We start from the raw sequence: 20,823 nt of genomic DNA, 5'->3' as shown, positions 1-20,823 counted from the left end.
TTCCCTGTTCCCTGTTCCCTGTTCCCTGTTCCCTGTTCCCTGTTCCTTGTTCCCTGTCACCTGTCTCTGCGAGAAGTATGGCTAAAATTAATATTACCCGGACTAATAGCCAATAGCCAGAAGTAATTAATATTCTTGGTACTTGATTATTATGTAAAAATGATTTGTCTCCTTTAGTGATTATAAATCATGCATCAAAGTTCTGGTCGTTGGTATTTGGGTCTAAGTTTATCACTGGTAACTGTCTTTTTATGGGGAGTTTTACCTCTAGCTTTGACGGTAACACTACAAGAGCTAGATGTCTACACCGTTATTTGGTTTCGCTTTTTAACTTCCTTGCTTTTACTGGCAATTTATTTGTCGTTTCAGCAACAATTACCAACCTTAGAACAATTACGTGCTACTTCTTGGCAATTATTAGTAGTTGCTACTATATTTTTAGCTGCTAACTATTTTCTGTTTATGCAAGGTTTAGCATTGACCGCCCCAGCTAATGCTGAGGTGATCATTCAATTATCTAGTGTGTTATTAAGTTTCGGTGGATTAGTCATTTTTCAGGAACGTTATACATTGTATCAATGGTTAGGTGTAGCTGTACTAACTTTAGGTTTTGCACTATTTTTTCATGCTCAATTAGCTAATCTAATCACAGCCAAAGGTGAATATTTACTAGGTAGCGGCTTGATTGTTTTCGGGGCAATAGCATGGGCTATCTATGCCTTATCACAAAAACAGTTATTACAATCGTTATCTTCAGCAAAAATCATGTTGATTATTTACGGTGGTTGTGCTTTATTATTCACGCCATTGGCAAAAATCAATACAATTTTTACTCTTGATATTTTCTATTTTTCAACTTTGCTATTTTGTGCTTTAAATACCTTCATTGCCTATGGTGCTTTTGCTGAATCTTTAGTACATTTGCAAGCCTCAAGGGTGGGTGCTATATTAGCTTTAGCTCCGATTATTACTTTAATTTCCGGTTGGCTGATGTCAGTAATTACTCCTAATATTATCTCTCCAGAAAATATTTCTTCAGTAGGTGTTATTGGGGCATTCTTTGTAGTCATTGGTTCTATATCTATTGCATTATGCAAACCTAATTAATAGGATTTATTAGCATTATTTAGATTTTATTAATCAGGAAAAGTACATAATAAATACTGATGTAGATAATTCATGTATTTATTATCTTCTTAAAATAGGTCTTAGTAATTAAAAGCAAACTAATTGCAATCTGTCTGAAATTTTATTTGCGTAGTCTATGATAGGCAGTATTGAGAATAGTTTGCCAGGGTGTTTGAATCACTACCAAAATTTGAGCCTCGCTCAACAACATCACCACAAAAGTTAAGCGATGAATATGTTTGGTAATTGGGTCAGCACCCTCAAAAAAAATTCTCTAACACTGATTTTGTCCATATTGCTGCCAACATTTGGGATAAGTAACCCGGTTATGGCAGCAGAACAAATTCATGCTTTCTATTCAGCACTGGAAATTTCTATCCCTATTACTGCCTTAGAAAGCTATGCCAAATATGGGATAATTAATGCAGATTTAGCAGGATATTATCAATATATTCCTGCCAATAAACTGCAAGAATTAAGGAAAATTTTAGTTCAACCACTGAAAATTAGTTCGGCTGTAACTGCCCAATTTCTTGACACCCAACAAGGGAAATTCATTTTACAAAGATTAGCAGAATTAATTAAATCTAAATCTGATTATTCAAAATTTACGGCTTGGTCATTGCGTACAGCTTTAATTGCGGCTGCTGCTGAACCAGGGGGATTAAATTTATTAAATTTATTACGGAAATATCCTCAAGATCATATTAATATTGATGTGGCTTCTGGCTTAAAAGTTGCTGGTGAGTTAGGGAAAATGATCAACGACACGGAAACAACTATTTCCGCATTAATTCAAGCATCAAAATTAGAAGCTGATCAAATTTTTGATCCTCATTTTTCTCAACTGCCAAAATTGTCAAATCCAGGAAATTTATCAACCCAGAAACAAACAATAAAGTTTTTTGATGCAATCCGTAATCGGCATTTAACCACAGATATATATATTCCTAATACCCAAAATCCCGTACCTGTAATTGTAATTTCTCATGGGTTAGGTTTGGATAGTAGTAACTTTCGTTATTTAGCAAATCATTTAGTTAAACATGGGTTTGCTGTGGTGATTCCCAATCATCCTAGTAGTCAGGGGAAACCGTTAAAATCTTTAATTAATGGTAATAGCAATCAAGTTACACACCCCAATGAATTTAAAGATAGACCTTTAGATATTAAGTATATTTTAGATCAATTAGAGTCAGATTCACGATTTCAACAGCGGCTGAACTTACAACAAGTGGGAGTATTTGGTCAGTCTTTAGGAGGTTATACTGCCTTAGCTTTAGCGGGGGCAAAAATTAACTTTTCCCAACTACAAGCAGACTGTCATCCTGATAAATTGCGAAATACTTGGAATATGTCTTTGTTGTTGCAATGTCGGGCTTTAGAATTGCCCAATCAATCAGGACAAGAGTATAATTTACAAGATACCAGAATCAAGGCCGCGATCGCTGTTAATCCTATCACCAGTTCTATTTTCGGACAAGCCGGGTTAAGCCAAATTCATACCCCAGTTATGATTGTTGGTAGTAGTGAAGACACTGTTGCCCCAACTTTATATGAGCAAATTGTCCCTTTTTCCTGGATTATTCATCCCGAAAAATACTTAGTCATGCTACTTGGTGGTACTCATTTTTCTACCATTGGTAATAGTAATCCTGGTAGTAACCAAATAGCACTACCAACGAATATGGTAGGTGATGCTTCCCAAGCCTATTATTACATCAATGCTTTGAGTTTACCTTTTTTCCAAACTTATGTAGCTGAAAAACCAGAATATCTGTCCTATCTTAACGCCGCCTATGCTCAAAGTATTTCTAGTCAGTCTCTCGGTTTAAATCTTGTCCAGTCCCTAGATCATCTCAAATTAGCCCCAGTTTTAGGTGATAATCTCCAAGAAACCAATCCCGGTAGCAAAAAACTTTCTCATACCATAGTCCGTTTTGGATTTTGGGTGCTGGGTATCGGTGTTTCTCTATTACATTTAATTTAGATCCCCGACTTCTTGAAGAAGTCGGGGATCTCTTATTTGTGTGAAAATACAAAAATCTCAACCCTAAAATCTAAATTTGTGCAAGGCTTTCTCAATTTACACAAACCACTTGACTGGACTTCTCATGACTGCATAGCCAAAGTCCGAAAACTGCTGAAGATGAAACGAGTCGGACACGCAGGGACTTTAGATCCTAAAGCTACTGGAGTATTACCGATAGCCTTGGGTAAAGCCACCAGATTATTACAATATTTACCGGGAGAAAAGGCTTATCAAGCTACTATTCGGCTAGGAATACAAACGACTACAGATGATTTGGAAGGGGAAATTATTACTTCTACACCCTGTCCAGGATTAGATTTAGAACATATCAAAACCTCCCTTTCCCAGTTTATCGGTAAAATTCAGCAAATCCCCCCCAGTTACAGCGCCATTCAAGTTGATGGTAAACGCCTCTATGATTTAGCGCGAAAAGGAGAAATAGTCGAAGTTCCGGTGCGAACAGTCGAAGTTTCCCTTCTTCAGGTGTTAGACTGGCGAGACGGAGATTTTCCCGAATTAGATATAGCTATATCTTGTGGGACAGGAACATATATTCGGGCGATCGCTCGTGATTTAGGTACAATACTCAACACAGGTGGCACTCTATCTGCTCTAATTCGCACACAAAGCAGCAGTTTCCAGCTTCAAACCAGTCTCAACTTCACAGACTTAGCTACCCAAATCGAAAACAGCACATTTCAACCTATATCCGCAGACACACCATTACAATATCTCAAAGCCGTAATTTTAGCCCCAGAATCAGCTAAAAAATGGTGTCAAGGTCAAAAAATTCCCCTCAATCTGGCTATTGACAACTTTGTACGAGTTTATGAAACAGAAACCAATTTTTTAGGAATCGGGAAGTTAGAAAATGATTTATTAGTCCCTCAAATGGTGTTTTTTGAATATCCCAATTAAATAATTAGGGTTTGCTGATAGCGTAGCGTGGCGTAAGTAGGTGAACAGAAAAATTTAAAGGTATGTGAAGAAAAGTAAAATCACTCAAAACTCTCTTCCTGTTCCCTGTTCCCTGTTCCCTGTTCCCTTACCCCAACGACAATTTTCAACGCCAACCTACTTAACCTGAAAAGGTTTTGACATTCTCCTGATAAGTTCATAATTCTCCTGATAAATTCACAGAAAATTCATAAAAATAGCATAATTTATCCTGTACATTACTGTTTTTCGGGAATTACTCTAATATACATTCGGGCGCATATAACCGTTGTGAGGAGTAGAATTTTGACAAAGGCAAAATTTTTATGTATGTTGTTACGCCCAAATTTGCTAAAGTTCATAGGTACAACTTTATTAAGCTATATATGGGCTATCACCGCTCTTTCAGTTACCCCTGCTTCTGCAACAAATGAAATAACTCCTAAAACCCATAGCAGTAAAGAATTAATAACTAATCAAGCTCAATTAAAGACTAACTTGCCGGATCTCCAAGATGTCTTAGCGAAAAACGTAGAGTCAGGGCGGAAGATTGAACCTCTACTTGATCAAAAACAATCATGGATCACTGCTCAAACAGATACTTCAGTACCAAATGATAAAGGTCAAGTTGATACTGATAAATTACGCCAATATTTACTGGTTGACCCTCTGGTCAAAGTAATTCCACTCAAACGTACCTACTCTCCTTCACTTACCTTTGCTACACCAAGCGCCTTTGGAGCTACCTGGGGTGATGTGTTTTTCGGAGCATCCGCAGCAACCACTGGTAAAGCTAGAACTCAACCAGACGGGAGTATCAGTATGGGTTTTGGCTTAGGAGATGCCCGAAAACTAATCGGTCTAGAACTTGGCTACAACATTGGTAGTATCAAAAATTTTGGCTACAACGGAACTTTTGACCTCAAAGCTAACCGCATTGTCTATGCTCAAGGCAACACTCAAATAGCTGCGGCTGCTGGCTGGAAGTCTTTTGCACAGCACGTTAAAGGGGAATCAGTTAGACCTTCCAGTGCCTATGGTGTAGTTACAAGTTACTCCCTGTTAAAGCCTAACGATACTGTTAATAAAATGCCCATCTCCTTTTCCGTAGGAGCCGGCGGTGGCGATTTCCGCACAGGTGATGCAAGTACGGGTGTATTTGCTGGAGTTGGGGTACAAGTTCATCCCCAAATCGGTGTGGGTATGGGCTGGAGTGGAGTTGGTTTCAACGTTGGAGCTTCTTTCGTCCCTATATCTACTATTCCCTTGACAATTAATGCTGTAGGTGCAGATCTCACAGATACTAGCTTGGGCGGTACGGTATTTGTTCTCAGCATAGGCTATGGTTTCAATTTCTTACCCAAATAGATTTGGTTGAAAAAGTCTGAACACCTTATCTGTTATTGTTTCTACCTTTATTCAGCCAACCCTAAATAAACACTTCAATCCTGATAAAATCACCATGTTAAAAATCAGAACTTTTATTCTGGCTCTCACTCTCACTCCCCTACTGGCAATCAATTGGCAGCAACCAAGCCAATCCCAAACTTCGCCTAGTCTGGGTACAGCAGGTGGTATGAGTGGTGGTGGAAACATTGGACCAATTAATACGAGTCCTAGTGTGGGAACTGGCGGGGGCATAAGTGGTGGTGGCACTACTGGTTCCAATGGTAATACTAATTCCAATCCCGATGATAATACGAGTCCTAGTGTGGGGACTGGTGGGAGCATGAGTGGTGGTGGCACTACAGGCTCTGGTAATACAAGTCCTAGTGTGGGGAATGCCGGAGGTCAAAGTGGCAGTCCTGTTACCATTGTCCGCACATCACGAGGAAATTCACTTAGGATTACAGCAGAGCGTCAAGACAAACTCAATCGTGTAGCCATCAATATATTCACTAAGGAAAATAGTAAAGTTCTTGTAGCTTTCAGGCAGCCGGAAGCAATCAGACGGGGTGAATCGAATAGATTTACGGAGATATTAAGGCAGGCTGGTGTTAGTCCGGCATTGGCAGGACGATTTATATTCACCTTAATTAAAATCACCACCCCTGCTTCCTCTCCTACTACACAAAGTTCCAGTTCAGTTCAGTTACCAAAAAAATATTTAGTGGCCAGCACTAAAGCTTTAAAATTTAGCCCAATTATTGCCCAATCGGCTGATGCTACTTTAGCAAGTGTAGATGTGGATATCAACGATTTGCATAATGCTATTACTATTTACAACCAAATTATCCAAGAAAGCAGTCCGGTGACTTTGCAACAGCTTTCACAAAGCGAAGATTTTGTGGCAATTGGTAAGGTGCTAAAAGAATTGAGAGCAGCGGTCAACTAGTAGTCTGTCAACCCGAAAATGACGGGTGAAGGCAAGCAGAGGGAGAAGAGAGGCACCGGGGGTAGGGGAGGGAAGAACAGAAGTTTTTTTCCGATCATTACCCGTCAAAATAAATTTGACGAACTACTAGTCTCAAACATAATTAAGAGAACTCCACAAAAAGAAATGCCCAATGTCATTCTGTTAGCGCAGCGTGCCAGAGGCATTACGAAACGAAGTGTAGTGAAGAATCTCTTGAGATGTTTCGCTATGGCTAACGCCACGCTCCGCGAACGCTGCACTCAGCATGACAAAACAGGATCATTTATTTTGTGGCTTACTCTAATTAAACACTCACAAAAAATAACGGGGAGACACAAGAGCTTCTCCGTTATTTTTTGTTAATTTGAGAAAGTTACACAAAAAAGTTAACTACTATGGCGTAAGTCCCCCACTGAATTTGGTACTCCGAATCAGTGGCGGGAAAAACCGAAATCGTTCTCAATCAATACGAGGCATAGCCGAGTAAGAGCAAAGAACATTTGAGGGTTTTCCAATATTATAAGAAAATAGGCTAAAAACCCTTGAGGGCAAGTTTTGGAGCGTGGCGGAAAAACTTAACTGTCCTTTCTTTAGGCAAGGGATGAAAGCCAACTAGAGGCTGTCTTCCTCCAGTGACTTGTGTTATCCTAATGATCACAGGAAAGGTAATCAACCTGTCTAAAAACTTCACTGCCTAACGGTAATCTGTACCTTGGCAATTAAATCTATGCGGTTCTACTGCATTGTTCTAGTTCCCTCCTAGCAGTAGGTAAAAGATTTATAGGACTAGACGAATCAGAATTTTTGAAACAGAAAAGTTTCATCCTCAACAGGACTTGCAGTCATGCAACTACGGTCGGGCAGACCGAAAGTTAACGCTTGGGGAGAGTCCCACCTCTGAGCTATAGGCTTTTTAACGATTTAGAATGGTTGGTTTATTTATTTATGCCGTGTTGTACTAGTTTAAGTGGTCTCGTTGAACCAAGAATCCCCGTGTCTTTAGACCGGGGAGTGTCAAGTATAATACCTTTACCAAAAATAATATATCATGCTAAAATGGATGTATCAAGAAGGTGATTTGATTGATGCACAAGGCTGTTCAAGTTCGTATATACCCATCAAAAGAACAAGAAACACAACTAGCTCAAACATTTGGATGCGCTAGATGGTGGTGGAATTATGCTCTAAATAAGTCAATTGAGACTTACAAAGAGACGGGTAAAGGACTTAGCCGTGCTGCACTCAACGCATTTCTTCCTATTCTCAAAAAAGCAGAAGATACTATTTGGCTAGGTGATTGTTACAGTCAAGTTTTACAGGCTACAACACTAAATCTAACTACAGCGTATAAAAACTTTTTTGATAAACGTGCGGGGTTTCCTAAGTTCAAATCTAAACATGGAAAACAGTCTATTCAATATCCTCAAAATGTCAAAATTGTAAATGGCAATGTCAAGCTTCCAGGTAATATTGGGATAGTCAAAGCTAAGATACATAGACCGATTGAGGGAAAAATTAAGACTGTCGCTATTAGTAAAACACCATCAGGTAAATATTTTGCATCTATCCTGACTGAAGTAGAACGTGTTTTGACTCCGCTAAACACAAGCGAAAATCCAACTATTTCCGAAGGAAAGATTTACGGTGTTGATTTAGGATTAAAACATTTTGCTGTTGTCACTGATGGTGACAAGGTTTCTAAATACGATAACCCTAAACACCTTGCCAAGCACGAAAAAAACCTTAAACGCAAACAGAAAAAATTAGCACGTAAACAAAAGGGAAGTAAATCAAGAAATAGATATAGAAAAGTTGTTGCCAAGGTGTACGAACGAGTTAGCAATTCGCGGCAAGATTTTCTACATAAACTTAGTTATAAGTTGGTCAGCGATAGCCAAGCTGTCATAGTAGAGGATCTTCATGTCTTGGGCATGGTTCGTAATCACAATTTGGCAAAATCAATATCTGATGCAGGATGGGGAACATTCACCAATTTTTTAGCCTATAAGCTAGAACGCAAAGGTGGGAAATTAGTGGAGATTGATAGATGGTTTCCTAGTTCTAAACTCTGTTCTAATTGTTTCTATCAAATTGGTGATATGCCACTAGATGTCCGTGAATGGACTTGTCCTCATTGTGGTATTCATCATGATCGTGATGGCAATGCAGCGATAAATATTAGGGCAGAGGGTATCAGAATCATCAAGGCGGAAGGTTCAGCCGTCTCTGCTGTAGGAGGGGGGATAAGACCAAAACTGGGGCGAAAGTCTAAGTTGCGGCACTCCCCCGTGAGTACAGAAGCCAGCACTGTACTTGGTACTCCAAGTCAGTGTGGGTAGTTCACGTTGATAATAGGCGAAGATAACGGGGAAATAAAAGTGAGTCCTGGATTTGATTACGATTTAGTGATTATCGGCGCTGGTGTGGGCGGACATGGTGCTGCTTTACACGCTATCAGTTGCGGTCAAAAAACGGCGATTATTGAAGCTGGAGATATGGGAGGAACTTGTGTAAACAGGGGTTGTATTCCTTCTAAGGCACTACTCGCGGCTTCAGGAAAGGTGAGGGAATTACGTAATGCCCATCATCTCAAGTCTTTAGGAATACAGATTGGCAATGTGGAGTTTGAACGGCAAGCGATCGCTGATCATGCTAACAATCTCGTTGCCAAAATTCAAGGAGACTTAACCAACAGTCTCAAGCGCTTGGGAGTTGAGATTATTCGGGGTTGGGGTAAGGTGTCTGGTACACAAAAAGTTACTATTACCACAGACAAAGGTGAGAAAACCATCACAGCCCAAAACATTATCCTTTCTCCTGGTTCTGTTCCCTTCGTTCCTCCGGGAATTGAAGTAGACGGCAAAACCGTATTTACTAGTGATAAAGGTGTTAAATTAGAAACTCTACCCAAGTGGGTGGCGATTATTGGTAGCGGTTACATTGGCTTAGAATTTTCTGATGTTTACTCGGCTTTAGGTTGTGAAATCACCTTAATTGAAGCCCTCAGTGAGTTAATGCCAGGATTTGATCGGGACATTGCTAAACTGGCAGAACGGGTCTTAATTAACCCCCGTGATATTGAAACCAAGGTCGGTATCTACGCTAAAAAAATTATTCCTGGTTCACCAGTAATCATTGAGTTGGCTGACTTTGAAACTAAAGAAGATTTAGAAGTTCTGGAAGTTGATGCTTGTTTGGTCGCTACCGGTCGTGTTCCAGCTACGCAAAATCTGGGGTTAGATTCCGTGGGAGTCACTCTTGATCGCCGTAATTTTATTCCTGTAAATGATAATATGGCGGTATTGTCAGACGGGGAAGTTGTCCCCCATCTCTGGGCTATTGGTGATGCTACCGGCAAAATGATGTTGGCTCATGCGGCATCGGCTCAAGGTATTATTGCTGTAGAAAATATCATGGGTCGTCACAAAACTGTTGACTACCGCAGTATTCCCGCCGCCGCTTTTACCCATCCAGAAGTTAGCTATGTGGGCTTAACTGAAACAGCCGCCCATGCTTTGGGTTTAACTGAAGGTTTTGAAGTCGCCACCAGTAAGAGTTACTTTAAAGGTAATTCCAAGGCTTTGGCGGAAAATGATACTGATGGAATGACGAAGGTAATTTATCGCAAAGATACTGGCGAGGTTTTAGGTGTACATATCTTTGGTCCCCACGCCTCAGATTTAATTCATGAAGCCGCCGCCGCTATTGCCAGTCGTCAATCTATCCAAACTCTTGCTTACCTAGTTCACGCTCATCCAACGCTTTCAGAAGTTCTAGAGGAAGCTTATAAACGGGCATTGGTTAGTTAATAGAAGAATTAAGGAGTTACAGGTGATAGGTAATAGGTAAGAGAAAAATTTTCTTTCTTCTTGATTCTTCTTTCTGAACTCCTGACTCGGTGACTCCTGACTCGGTGACTCCTGACAAAGGGCGCAGGCCCTGCGCCCCTACCTTCTGAACTCCTTAAAAAATATGCAAATCCGTCGTCGTTCACCTAGCCCAGTTATTAATGTTTCCATAGTCCAATATAAATCTGCTATAGAAGGGGCTGCACCAAATAATATTTTAGAAGAAATTGTCTGGCTCAAAGAAACAGAAGTTGAGCAAATGCGAGAAAGGCTACCTTTGCTGGAATTGCAAAAAAAAGCCCTATCTGCACCACCAACTCGTGATTTTGTGGCTGCTTTACGTCTAGGTAAAACTCATCCGGCTTTAATTGCTGAAGTCAAAAAAGCTTCTCCCAGTAAAGGGGTATTTAGGGAGGATTTTAACCCAGTAGCGATCGCTCAATCTTATCAAAAAGGTGGAGCTAGTTGTCTTTCTGTTCTCACAGATGTTAAATTTTTCCAAGGTAGTTTTGAAAATCTATCCTTAGTTCGTTCAGCAGTAGATTTACCTTTACTGTGCAAGGATTTTATTATCTATCCTTACCAAATGTATTGGGCGCGAATTCATGGAGCAGACGCAGTTTTATTAATAGCAGCCATCCTCAATGATCAAGATTTGCAATACTTTATCAAAATTGCTCATAAGCTGAAAATGGCAACTTTAATAGAAGTGCATAGTTTAGAAGAACTAAATCGAGTTTTAGCCTTAGATGGTGTTTCTTTAATTGGCATTAATAATCGCAATTTAGAAGATTTTTCTGTTGATTTACAAACAACTTGTCAATTACTCACAGCTAGAGGTGAACAGTTACAAGCAAAAAACATCCTTGTAGTCAGCGAATCAGGATTGCATCACCCAGAGGATTTAAGTATAGTTAAAAAAGCAGGTGCATCCGCTGTACTGATTGGTGAATCCTTGGTAAAACAACCAGATCCTCAATTAGCAATAGCCAATCTCTTTGCTTAATTACAGTCTTAAATTCCATATAAAACAAGGGTTACGAAAAAGGGAACAGGGAACAGGGAACAGAAAAAACTAAAGTTCCAGATTTTAAAGCTTAGTCAAAAATCAGTATTTCCATCTCATGTTTAAAAACATGAGTTTTTCTGTTACCTGTTGCTTCTTCCTCTAAAATTCTCATTTTTCCCGGCTATCTCTTCCTGAATAACTGCAATTATTTATTTCTTGTGTAAGAATTAATTTGGGGTTAACAAAACTTTAAATAAGTTAAAAATTAAACATCCCTAAGTTTCAACTTCATAATAAACTACATGGAGCCAATTCCTTTACCTTCTCCTATCCATTACGAACTTATACTTCAACTTTTAGAAAGACAAACCATGACTTCTCTAGGTCAAAACGAAGACCTACGCAATCAAGTTAATCAACTAATTATTACCCTGCGAAAAGCTGCATCCCAACAAAAGCGACTAGAAGAAAGTTTTCAATCGTCCTCTCTGATCATTGATCACCGTTGGTCTATTAACCATTTTGGTGATAAAGTGGATTGCTCATGATCAATGTCTATTTCCATTTAGACAAAACTCAGCCCTGCAAAAGTGGGGCTGATTAATACAGTTTTAAACTGGCATTCCTACGAAAAATTTGAGTAGGTTTTTTTGTGTTTTTATCCCCTAGAGGGGTTAATTTGTATTGTATTGAAATTTTCAAATAGGACACAAACATGGACAATAAATTGATGCTGATGATTCCTGGTCCTACCCCAGTCCCAGAAGCGGCTTTACTAGCATTAGCTAAACACCCCATTGGTCACCGCAGCGGTGAATTTAGTAGCATGATGGGAGAGGTGACAGAAAACCTGAAATGGCTACATCAAACCACCAGTGATGTATTGATGCTAAATGTCAGTGGGACTGGGGCTGTAGAAGCGGGAATCATTAACTTTCTGTCTCCAGGCGATCGCATTTTAGTCGCTTCTAATGGTAAATTCGGTGAACGTTGGGTAGAAGTTGGTCAAGCCTTTGGCTTAAATGTAGAAGCAATCACCGCAGAATGGGGAAAACCCTTAGACCCAGCCCAATTTGCAGCCAAACTGCAAGCTGATACCAACAAAGAAATCAAAGCCGTCATTATCACCCACAGCGAAACCTCAACTGGTGTCATTAATGATCTAGAAGCCGTCAACCGCCACGTTAAAGAACATGGAGAGGCTTTAATTATTGTTGATGCTGTCACCAGTTTAGGGGCTTACAACGTCCCTGTAGATGCTTGGGGTTTAGACATAGTTGCTTCTGGTTCACAAAAAGGTTACATGATTCCTCCCGGTTTAGGATTTGTCTCCGTCAGTCCTAAAGCCTGGGAAGCCTACAAAACAGCAAAACTGCCTAAGTATTATTTAGATTTAGGGAAATACCGTAAAGCCACCGCTAAAAATACCACTCCCTTTACCCCTCCCGTCAACCTAATAGTGGCACTACATACCACCTTAGGCATGATGAAAAAAGAAGGATTAGAATCCATCTTTACCCGTCATGAACGCCAAAAAAATGCTACTCGTGCAGCAATGAAAGCATTAAATTTATCACTGTTTGCCCCAGATGAATGTGCCAGTCCTGCCATTACCGCTGTAGCCACTCCAGGCATCGAAACCGATAAAATTCGTTCTTTAATGAAAAAACGGTTTGATATTGCTTTAGCAGGTGGACAAGACCATCTGAGTAATAAAATTTTCCGCATAGGTCACTTAGGTTTTGTGAGCGATCGAGACATTCTTAGCTGTATCGCCTCCCTAGAAGTTGTCCTTCCACAAGTTGGTCATGACAACTTCACCCCCGGTGCTGGTATAGCAGCAGCAGCAAAAGTTTTTGCCCAATAGTTATTAGACTCGTAGCGGGTAATAGGTAATGGGTAATAGGTGATAGGTAAATTCTGCCCCTACTCCCTGCCCCCATGCCTCTTCCCTACGCTGTTTCTAGCCAATCATAAATTTGTTCCAACTGTTCTAGCGTAATTAACCCATATTGCCAAAGAGTCATAGTTAAAGAACCAGGATCTTGATCACGGTTACGTAATGCTACAGCGAGGGAAGCAGCGGAAATTGCCAAATCTTCCTGGAGAAAATTAATTAGCCGAGAATATCTTGATGGTGTCATTTGTATCTCACTTACTTGAGTAGAATTGATGATCATAGGTTGTTTATCTAATTTTGTGGGTATTGTATAGCCAGTATTTTATGTGTCACCTTGCTATAAGTAGATTAGATAATTGAGGTTGTATAAAAAAAGTATATATTTTTCTAAATAACCCTTTTGTAAAGCATTAATCTATCTGAATCTACTACTATGTCAAGGTAATTAAAATCACGAAGCAATTTCTACTACAGTGACTTGTGTATCCCATCAGGATGATATTTAGGTAATACTTCAACCATGATGTTAGTGTCACCATTAACATCCTCTAGTTTTTTGTTTTGATTTAAGTAACAAAGATTTTATAGTTTATACTCACCTATTGGCGACTATTTACACTTGCGCCAAAAGAGAGATTTTCGTTACTTAATTTTAAAGTCGTGATCTTAACTGGAAAAACTAAAATCTGATGTTATTCAGGCTACTGATAAATATTAACCTCTTGACTACTATTTATGCCAGGTTTGGTAGTATTTTTTCAAAAAAATAATTTTGTACCAGATAAAAATTCAGCATAAAGACTCATGCTATTTTTACATAGAATTGTTGCCATAGCAGAAGTCAGAAGTCAGAAGTTAAAAGTCTCTTGTGGTATGGCTTTTACCAGAGATTTTGTATCTTATTCAAGTGCATAGAGCTATCGTCAATCTTGATTCTGTTTATCGAATAGTACCGGGAGCTAGGAAATCTATTTTGATCTGATCTCCTTTCTTTAAACCTAGTTCTTTGGCTCGTTCTGACCTAAGTTCAATTACTTGATCTATCAGAACATTAGGACCGTAGGTGGGGCAAGGTTCTATGTCACAAGGAGGAGCAGATGTTTGGATGTACTGAACCACACCTTGCCGGAGAAATACCATATCTAACTCAACGGGTACATTCTTCATCCAAAATTGTACTGGTTGTGCGTTCGGAAAAAGAAACAGCATTCCTCGGTTATCTGGTAAAGTCTTTCTATACATCAAACCCATCTGTTGTTGTTGTTGTGTTCGTGCTACTTCTAACTGAATTTTGATATTTCCAGGCAGAGTAGCTTCAGCCGAAATTGGCAGATTTTGACCAGCATTTACTGATGTTTGGGCTGATGATTCTGGTGTTACGGCTGGAGATTTAGCTGTGGTTGGTGATGAACAGCCCATGAGCAGGATACTAAGTAATATTGAACATAAACTAAGCCAAGAAATCATAACTCGTATAGGGAGTGGGGGAAGTAGGGGAAGTGGGGAAGTGGGGGAGTGGGGGAGTAGGGGAGTAGGGGAGTAGGGGAGTAGGTGAGAAATCTATCTTTACTCTTGCCTCTTGCCTTTTGCCTCTTGCCTCTTGCCTCTTGCCTCTTGCCCATTAAATTATTTACTGCAATTTAGATTCTGACTATCTTACTTAATTTCTGCAAAATTGCCCACAAATTTAGATATTATTTCTGATCTTATGGATTTTAGGAGTCTCTGAGTACATAACCTACACCGCGGATAGTTTGAATTAGGCGTTTTTGACCTTCTTCTTCAATTTTGAGTCGCAGGTAACGAATATACACTTCAATAACATTGGACTCACCCATAAAGTCGTAACCCCAAACATTTTCTAAAATCTGTTCACGGGTTAATACTTCACGGGGATGTTCCATTAAGAACTTTAAGAGTTCAAATTCTTTCATGGTCAAGTCAATGACCTTACTGTTGTAAATAGCCCGGCGGGTTCCTATATCCAAAATCAAATCACCAAAGCGTAATTGTTCGGTGGTATCAACATCTGGTTTGAGATAGAGACGAATCAGCTTTAAAAAATCTTCCGAACGGTAAGGCTTGAGGATGTAATCATCAGCACCAGCATCTAAACAAGCTATGCGATCATCTACGGTGTCTCTAGCCATCAAAACTAGTATAGGAGAACGATTACCAATATTTCTGAGATTTTTACATAAAGATAGTCCTGATTCACCGACAAGCATTCGGTCTACAACAATTAAAGCAGGTTGGCGATGGGTTGGATTACTGGAAGCACCGCCACAGTATTTTAATCCATTGGCTGCATCGTGAGTCACAATGGCATCATAGCCAGCTTCTTGCAAATCACCAGCTAATTGATGAGCTAAAGTTTCATCTGGTTCAATCACCAAAACAAAAACAGCGGGATTGTGGGTAGCTATCATAGCAGTTGGGCTAAAAAGAAAACAAATTTGGATTGGTAATTAGAAAAAACCCTCTCCCCTGACTTATAACCTATTACCGTGTTACTGATATTTCAAACAATACTAACTCAAGTTACTAATTTTCCGGTTGTACTTATATACAAGTTGCTACAACTCAATCAGAACAATAATAATTTTTGCTTAAATGCTATTATACTCAAAATAATGCCAAACTACCTTTTTGCCCTGGACGGGTCGTCATAATTTTACCATTTGAGTGAATAAAATCAAGATAAACTCACCCAAACCCTCTTCACTTTTGCCTCTTGCCTTTTTACTCTCTGCGTCTCTGCGCCTCTGCGTGAGGTAAAATCATATTTTTAGTTTAACCGATAAGTATGGAAATCAAATGGGATTACCCATGTATACAGATAATCCCATTAAATCTGTCAAAAGCTGAAAGCCTAAAACCCTTATTATACCCTACCAGAAACTTTTATGAATTTGCTCTTGATTACTTACCTAAACCATCATATCTATTTGGGTCTTCTTTCTCTTTTTTGTCCTTGGGATCTTTCTTAGGCTTTTTAACTTCTTTATTACCTTTTTTTTCCTTAGACATCAGTATCACCCAACTAGGTTTACCCGTCAAAGCTGCCACATTCTGCTATGAGTAAATCAGGGCGTAGCTTACCTGATATCCTTTAAAAACAGGAAGGGAAGCATTGCACATTTACGCTACTAATTACTATGATACATAGTTATTTGATTTTGTTATGAATTTGATTAACTACGATACAAAACTTTAGATACCTTGTCACTATATCTAATTGAGATTTGTTGCCTTAATTCATTATATCAGTATAATCATATAGGAATAATATTTGATTTATGAAAAGATACGTAGATATTCTCGTTCTTTCCAATGGACCTGGAGAGGTTACAACTTGGGTACGCCCTGTTGTTAAAGCATTGAGGGAAGAATTAGGACATGATGTTTCTCAACTGAGAATTTCTGTAATATTGTCACCTTGTCCCCATGCTAGTGGTAAAGAAACTGATATAGCGTTGGGTTATCCAGAGGTTGATAGAGTTCAAGCACCGGAATATTTTTGGCAATTTTTACTGTGGGGAAAAACCGCGCAAAATTGGGAATGGAGAAATCAAGGTGTAGTCATATTCTTAGGTGGTGATCAAATTTTTCCGGTGATTATTGGTAAAAAATTAGGATATAAAACTGTAGTTTATGCGGAATGGGAAGCGCGTTGGCACAATTTTATAGATAAATTTGCCATTATGAAAGCTCAAGTTGCGAAAAATGTCTCTGCTAAATATGCTGATAAATTCACTGTTGTGGGTGATTTGATGTTAGAAGCAGCAAAGAATGAAATCACACCTAAAGTTGCAAATCATCAATCTAAAGTTGAATTAATTGGAATTTTACCGGGGTCAAAATCTGCAAAATTAACTCAAGGTGTACCTTTGATGTTAGCTATTGCTGAATATATTTATCATCAAAAACCAGAAACGAAGTTTTTTATTCCCGTCGCCCCAACTTTAGATTTATCAACTTTAGCTAGTTTTGCTAATCCTGAAATTAATTCATTCACAAAAGTTTTTGGGTTTCAAGGTGCATCTTTATCAGGTAATTTTCTGGCAACTACTACTGGATTAAGAGTGGAATTAAAACAAGAAAATCCAGTTTATGATTTATTATCCCAATGTTCTATTTGTTTAACTACAGTTGGTGCAAATACCGCAGAATTAGGTGCTTTGGCTGTACCGATGATTGTCCTATTACCAACTCAACAATTAGATGCAATGCGTTCTTGGGATGGTTTACCAGGAATATTAGCAAATTTACCGGGAGTAGGTTCTAGTTTTGCTAAATTAATTAATTGGTGGGTGTTGAGACGTAAGGGTTTATTTGCTTGGCCAAATATTTGGGCGCAAGCAGAAATTGTCCCGGAATTAGTAGGTAAATTGCAATCTGAAGAAGTGGGAGAAATGGTTTTAGATTTGTTAGCAAATCCAGAAAAATTAGAGGCTATGCGGGATAAATTACGCAGTGTTAGAGGTGAAGGTGGTGCTGCGGATAAGTTAGCAATTTTGGTAAAGAAAGAGTTATTATAGATTTAGATAAAATTGGAATTTTGAAAATATGAAAGCACCTGATAGTGTTGTTCAACTGGTTGAATATTTTCACTCTTCGATAGAATTGTATCGGGCGGGGGGAATTAATGAAACACAAACTAGAATTGAATTTATTAATCCTTTGTTTGCGGCTTTGGGATGGGATATTGGCAATGAACGACAAATTTCTGATATTTATAAAGATGTTGTTCATGAAGATTCTTTAAAAATTAGTGATGCAAATAAAGCCAAAGCACCTGATTATAGTTTTCGGGTGGGGGGAGTGAGGAAGTTTTTTGTGGAAGCGAAAAAACCCGCTGTTAATGTGGGTCAAAACATGAGTGCAGCTTTTCAAGTCAGACGTTATGGATGGTCTGCAAAGTTAGCTTTAAGTATTTTAACAGATTTTGAAGAATTTGCAGTTTATGACTGTCGAATTATGCCAAATAAAAATGATTCAGCATCAGTGGCGAGAATCAAACATTTTAATTATACAGAATATATTGATAAATGGGAGGAGATTTATCATCTTTTTTCTAAGGAAGCTGTGTTAAATGGTTCTTTAGAAAGGTTTGCAGAAACTAAAGTTAAGGCTGGGATTACTGTTGATCAAAAATTTCTCCAAGAAATTGAAGTTTGGCGAGAAAATTTGGCTGCTAATATTGTTTGGCGAAATCCGCAAATTCAACAAAGAGAGTTAAATTTTGCTGTGCAAATGACAATTAATAGAATTGTCTTTTTACGCATTTGTGAAGATAGGGGAATTGAACCTTATCAACAGTTATATAATTTATTAAAGTTTGAAAATTTTTATCAAGAGTTAGGTCGGTTATTTATCAATGCAGATTATCGCTATAATTCTGGTTTATTCCATTTTCAAGATGAAAAAAGACGAGAAAATTCTGATGATTTTACTTTGAATTTAACTATAGATGATTCTATTTTAACCTTAATTATTAGAAAACTTTATCCTCCAGAAAGTCCTTATGAGTTTTCTGTGATTCCTGTGGAAATTTTAGGACAAGTGTATGAACAATTTTTAGGGAAAGTCATTCAAATATCTGCAAGTCGTCAAGCGGTTATTGAAGATAAACCGGAAGTAAGAAAAGCTGGAGGTGTTTATTACACTCCTAGTTATATTGTTGATTATATTATTAAACAAACTATTGGTAAGGTTTTAGAGGGTAAAAAACCGGAAAAAATCCAAGATATGACAATTCTTGATCCTGCTTGTGGTTCGGGTTCTTTTTTAATTGTGGCTTATCAATTTATCCTAGATTGGTATTTGGAACAATATTTGCAAAATCCCAAGAAATACAAAAATAAATTCTATCAAATTTCGGATCATCAGTGGCGTTTAACTGCAAGTGAAAGAAAGCAAATTTTATTAACTCACATTTATGGTGTTGATATTGATCAACAAGCGGTAGAAACAACTAAGTTATCTTTGTTATTGAAGGTATTGGAGGGAGAATCAGGAGAAACAATTACCAGACAATTACAGTTATTTAAGGAAAGGGCTTTACCTGATTTAGATGATAATATTCAATGTGGTAATACCTTGATAGATGGAGAATTTTATCAACATACTCAATTAGATTTTTTAGATGAGGATACGGCTTATAGGGTTAATATTTTTGACTGGAAATCGGCTTTTTCTGCTATTATGAAACGCGGTGGTTTTGATGTGGTTATTGGTAATCCTCCCTATATTAGAATTCAAGCTTTAAAAGAATGGGCTGCTTTGGAGGTTGAATTTTATAAACAACAGTATATTTCTGCTAGTAAGGGAAATTATGATATTTATGTTATCTTTGTGGAAAAGGGATTAGAGTTATTAAGAAAAGATGGCTATTTAGGTTTTATTTTACCTCATAAGTTTTTTAATGCTCAATATGGAGAAGCTATCAGGAAGTTAATTTCTGAGGGTAAATATCTGAGTAAAATAGTGCATTTTGGAGATCAACAAGTTTTTCCCAAGGTTTCGACTTATACTTGCTTGCTGTTTTTGAAAAAATCACAACAATCTGATTTAGAAATGGAAAGAGTGCTGGATTTAGTAGATTGGAAAAATAATCATAATAGTCAAATAGGAATTATTAATCATTCATTAGTTTCAGCTTCAGAATGGAATTTTATTCTGGGAGAAGATGCTAGAATATTTACCAAGTTACAACAAATTAAATCTACACTAGAAGATGTAACAGAGAGAATTTTTCAAGGAGTTAAAACCAGTGCTGATAAAATATATATAGTAGAAGAATTATCACGGGAAGATAATTTAATCCAAGTTTTTTCTAAACAAAAACAAATAGCATACTGGTTAGAGTCTAAGTTACTACATCCTTTAATCAAAGGTGGTGATAGTAAAAGATATTATTTGTCTAAAACCAATAAGTTGATTATTTTTCCCTATATGCTTAAAAATAATGGTTTAATAGAATTAATTTCTATGAATACCTTTGAGAAAGAATATCCTTTAACCTGGAATTATTTACTAGATAATAAAAATTATTTAGAAAGTAGAGAAAATAGCAAGATGTTAGGAGAAAATTGGTATGGATATAGTAGATTTCAAGCTTTAAATGTTATGGCTTTACCAAAAATATTTACTCCTGATATTGCTACAGGTTCATCATTTACATGGGATAAAATAGGGGAAATCTTTTTTACAGGTGGTGTCGCTGGAGGATATGGAATTTTAGTAAAATCTAATTATTCATGGGAATACATTTTAGGGTTGTTAAATAGCAAAGTCCTAGAATTTTATCTCAAAAAATCATCTACATCTATGAGAGGTGGTTATTACAGTTTTGAATCTCGGTTTATTCGCAATCTTCCTATTAAAGTTATTGATTATTCTCAAATTGCAGAGAAGAAAAAACATGATTTAATTGTTAATTTTGTGAAACAAATACTTTATCTTCATACACAAATTAATGAGGTAAATACACCCCCAGCAAAAAAGATGATTCAGCAACAAATTCAAGCTACTGATAGACAAATCAATCAATTGGTTTATGAACTTTATGAATTAACTGATGGGGAAATAACTATGATTGAAAGGATGTAA

At 37.8% G+C, this 20,823-nt stretch carries 16 protein-coding genes; 12 read left to right on the top strand and 4 right to left on the bottom strand.

Features of this window, described 5'->3' with window-relative positions; all coding sequences use genetic code 11:
• Nucleotides 1–189 precede the first annotated feature (189 nt).
• The 10 genes from PN471_RS08675 to PN471_RS08630 all read left to right on the top strand — a co-directional run bounded on the left by PN471_RS08675 (nucleotide 190) and on the right by PN471_RS08630 (nucleotide 13,176).
• The gene (locus PN471_RS08675) at nucleotides 190–1,107 is read left to right on the top strand and encodes a DMT family transporter (protein ID WP_271776500.1); all 918 of its coding nucleotides are present in this window, start codon (nucleotides 190–192) and stop codon (nucleotides 1,105–1,107) included.
• 250 nt (nucleotides 1,108–1,357) lie between these two features.
• Nucleotides 1,358–3,118, top strand: coding sequence for an alpha/beta hydrolase (locus PN471_RS08670; RefSeq protein WP_271776499.1), 1,761 nt, complete (start codon nucleotides 1,358–1,360; stop codon nucleotides 3,116–3,118).
• 78 nt (nucleotides 3,119–3,196) lie between these two features.
• A complete protein-coding gene (gene truB, locus PN471_RS08665; protein ID WP_271776498.1) occupies nucleotides 3,197–4,078 on the top strand; it encodes a tRNA pseudouridine(55) synthase TruB in 882 nt (293 codons plus the stop codon).
• A 348-nt stretch (nucleotides 4,079–4,426) separates the two neighbouring features.
• Nucleotides 4,427–5,464, top strand: coding sequence for a hypothetical protein (locus PN471_RS08660; RefSeq protein ID WP_271776497.1), 1,038 nt, complete (start codon nucleotides 4,427–4,429; stop codon nucleotides 5,462–5,464).
• 94 nt (nucleotides 5,465–5,558) lie between these two features.
• The gene (locus PN471_RS08655; protein ID WP_271776496.1) at nucleotides 5,559–6,431 is read left to right on the top strand and encodes a hypothetical protein; all 873 of its coding nucleotides are present in this window, start codon (nucleotides 5,559–5,561) and stop codon (nucleotides 6,429–6,431) included.
• A 1,103-nt stretch (nucleotides 6,432–7,534) separates the two neighbouring features.
• On the top strand, nucleotides 7,535–8,791 hold the full coding sequence (locus PN471_RS08650) for an RNA-guided endonuclease InsQ/TnpB family protein (RefSeq protein ID WP_271776495.1): 1,257 nt from the start codon (nucleotides 7,535–7,537) through the stop codon (nucleotides 8,789–8,791).
• A 39-nt stretch (nucleotides 8,792–8,830) separates the two neighbouring features.
• The gene (gene lpdA, locus PN471_RS08645) at nucleotides 8,831–10,261 is read left to right on the top strand and encodes a dihydrolipoyl dehydrogenase (protein WP_271776494.1); all 1,431 of its coding nucleotides are present in this window, start codon (nucleotides 8,831–8,833) and stop codon (nucleotides 10,259–10,261) included.
• Nucleotides 10,262–10,424: 163 nt separating this feature from the next.
• Entirely contained in the window at nucleotides 10,425–11,306 is an 882-nt protein-coding gene (gene trpC, locus PN471_RS08640) for an indole-3-glycerol phosphate synthase TrpC (protein ID WP_271776493.1), read from the top strand.
• A 305-nt stretch (nucleotides 11,307–11,611) separates the two neighbouring features.
• Entirely contained in the window at nucleotides 11,612–11,857 is a 246-nt protein-coding gene (locus tag PN471_RS08635) for a DUF5340 domain-containing protein (protein WP_168467483.1), read from the top strand.
• A 167-nt stretch (nucleotides 11,858–12,024) separates the two neighbouring features.
• Nucleotides 12,025–13,176, top strand: a complete 1,152-nt coding sequence (locus tag PN471_RS08630) for a pyridoxal-phosphate-dependent aminotransferase family protein (RefSeq protein ID WP_271776492.1) — start codon at nucleotides 12,025–12,027, stop codon at nucleotides 13,174–13,176.
• An 85-nt stretch (nucleotides 13,177–13,261) separates the two neighbouring features.
• On the opposite strand, the gene PN471_RS08625 is transcribed toward PN471_RS08630, so the two are convergent.
• The 4 genes from PN471_RS08625 to PN471_RS08610 all read right to left on the bottom strand — a co-directional run bounded on the left by PN471_RS08625 (nucleotide 13,262) and on the right by PN471_RS08610 (nucleotide 16,278).
• The gene (locus PN471_RS08625; RefSeq protein ID WP_271776491.1) at nucleotides 13,262–13,489 is read right to left on the bottom strand and encodes a DUF2949 domain-containing protein; all 228 of its coding nucleotides are present in this window, start codon (nucleotides 13,487–13,489) and stop codon (nucleotides 13,262–13,264) included.
• 659 nt (nucleotides 13,490–14,148) lie between these two features.
• Entirely contained in the window at nucleotides 14,149–14,676 is a 528-nt protein-coding gene (locus PN471_RS08620; RefSeq protein WP_271776490.1) for a DUF192 domain-containing protein, read from the bottom strand.
• Between the two features lie 248 nt (nucleotides 14,677–14,924).
• Entirely contained in the window at nucleotides 14,925–15,638 is a 714-nt protein-coding gene (gene nblR / locus PN471_RS08615; RefSeq protein WP_271776489.1) for a response regulator transcription factor NblR, read from the bottom strand.
• A gap of 493 nt (nucleotides 15,639–16,131) precedes the next feature.
• Entirely contained in the window at nucleotides 16,132–16,278 is a 147-nt protein-coding gene (locus PN471_RS08610) for a hypothetical protein (protein WP_271776488.1), read from the bottom strand.
• 230 nt (nucleotides 16,279–16,508) lie between these two features.
• Between PN471_RS08610 and PN471_RS08605 the strand changes: the two genes are divergently transcribed.
• Nucleotides 16,509–17,750 carry a lipid-A-disaccharide synthase gene (locus PN471_RS08605; protein WP_271776487.1) on the top strand — a complete coding sequence of 414 codons (1,242 nt, stop codon included), beginning with the start codon at nucleotides 16,509–16,511 and terminating at the stop codon, nucleotides 17,748–17,750.
• Between the two features lie 28 nt (nucleotides 17,751–17,778).
• On the top strand, nucleotides 17,779–20,823 hold the full coding sequence (locus PN471_RS08600) for an Eco57I restriction-modification methylase domain-containing protein (RefSeq protein WP_271776486.1): 3,045 nt from the start codon (nucleotides 17,779–17,781) through the stop codon (nucleotides 20,821–20,823).

The sequence above is a fragment of the Aphanizomenon sp. CS-733/32 genome, assembly GCF_028330045.1.
GTDB classification, from domain to species: Bacteria; Cyanobacteriota; Cyanobacteriia; order Cyanobacteriales; family Nostocaceae; genus Dolichospermum; species Dolichospermum gracile.
Note: the sequence above shows the minus strand (reverse complement) of the source record. Positions and strands in the feature narration are given on the sequence as shown.

Excerpts from the sequence above, each read along its gene's own strand:
- PN471_RS08620 (WP_271776490.1), bottom strand. The coding sequence starts at position 14,676 with ATGATTTCTTGGCTTAGTTTATGTTCAATATTACTTAGTATCCTGCTC.
- PN471_RS08605 (WP_271776487.1), top strand. The coding sequence starts at position 16,509 with ATGAAAAGATACGTAGATATTCTCGTTCTTTCCAATGGACCTGGAGAG.
- PN471_RS08600 (WP_271776486.1), top strand. The coding sequence starts at position 17,779 with ATGAAAGCACCTGATAGTGTTGTTCAACTGGTTGAATATTTTCACTCT.
- PN471_RS08660 (WP_271776497.1), top strand. The coding sequence starts at position 4,427 with ATGTTGTTACGCCCAAATTTGCTAAAGTTCATAGGTACAACTTTATTA.
- trpC (WP_271776493.1), top strand. The coding sequence starts at position 10,425 with ATGCAAATCCGTCGTCGTTCACCTAGCCCAGTTATTAATGTTTCCATA.
- PN471_RS08630 (WP_271776492.1), top strand. The coding sequence starts at position 12,025 with ATGGACAATAAATTGATGCTGATGATTCCTGGTCCTACCCCAGTCCCA.
- PN471_RS08625 (WP_271776491.1), bottom strand. The coding sequence starts at position 13,489 with ATGATCATCAATTCTACTCAAGTAAGTGAGATACAAATGACACCATCA.
- PN471_RS08655 (WP_271776496.1), top strand. The coding sequence starts at position 5,559 with ATGTTAAAAATCAGAACTTTTATTCTGGCTCTCACTCTCACTCCCCTA.
- PN471_RS08675 (WP_271776500.1), top strand. The coding sequence starts at position 190 with ATGCATCAAAGTTCTGGTCGTTGGTATTTGGGTCTAAGTTTATCACTG.
- PN471_RS08635 (WP_168467483.1), top strand. The coding sequence starts at position 11,612 with ATGGAGCCAATTCCTTTACCTTCTCCTATCCATTACGAACTTATACTT.
- nblR (WP_271776489.1), bottom strand. The coding sequence starts at position 15,638 with ATGATAGCTACCCACAATCCCGCTGTTTTTGTTTTGGTGATTGAACCA.
- PN471_RS08670 (WP_271776499.1), top strand. The coding sequence starts at position 1,358 with ATGAATATGTTTGGTAATTGGGTCAGCACCCTCAAAAAAAATTCTCTA.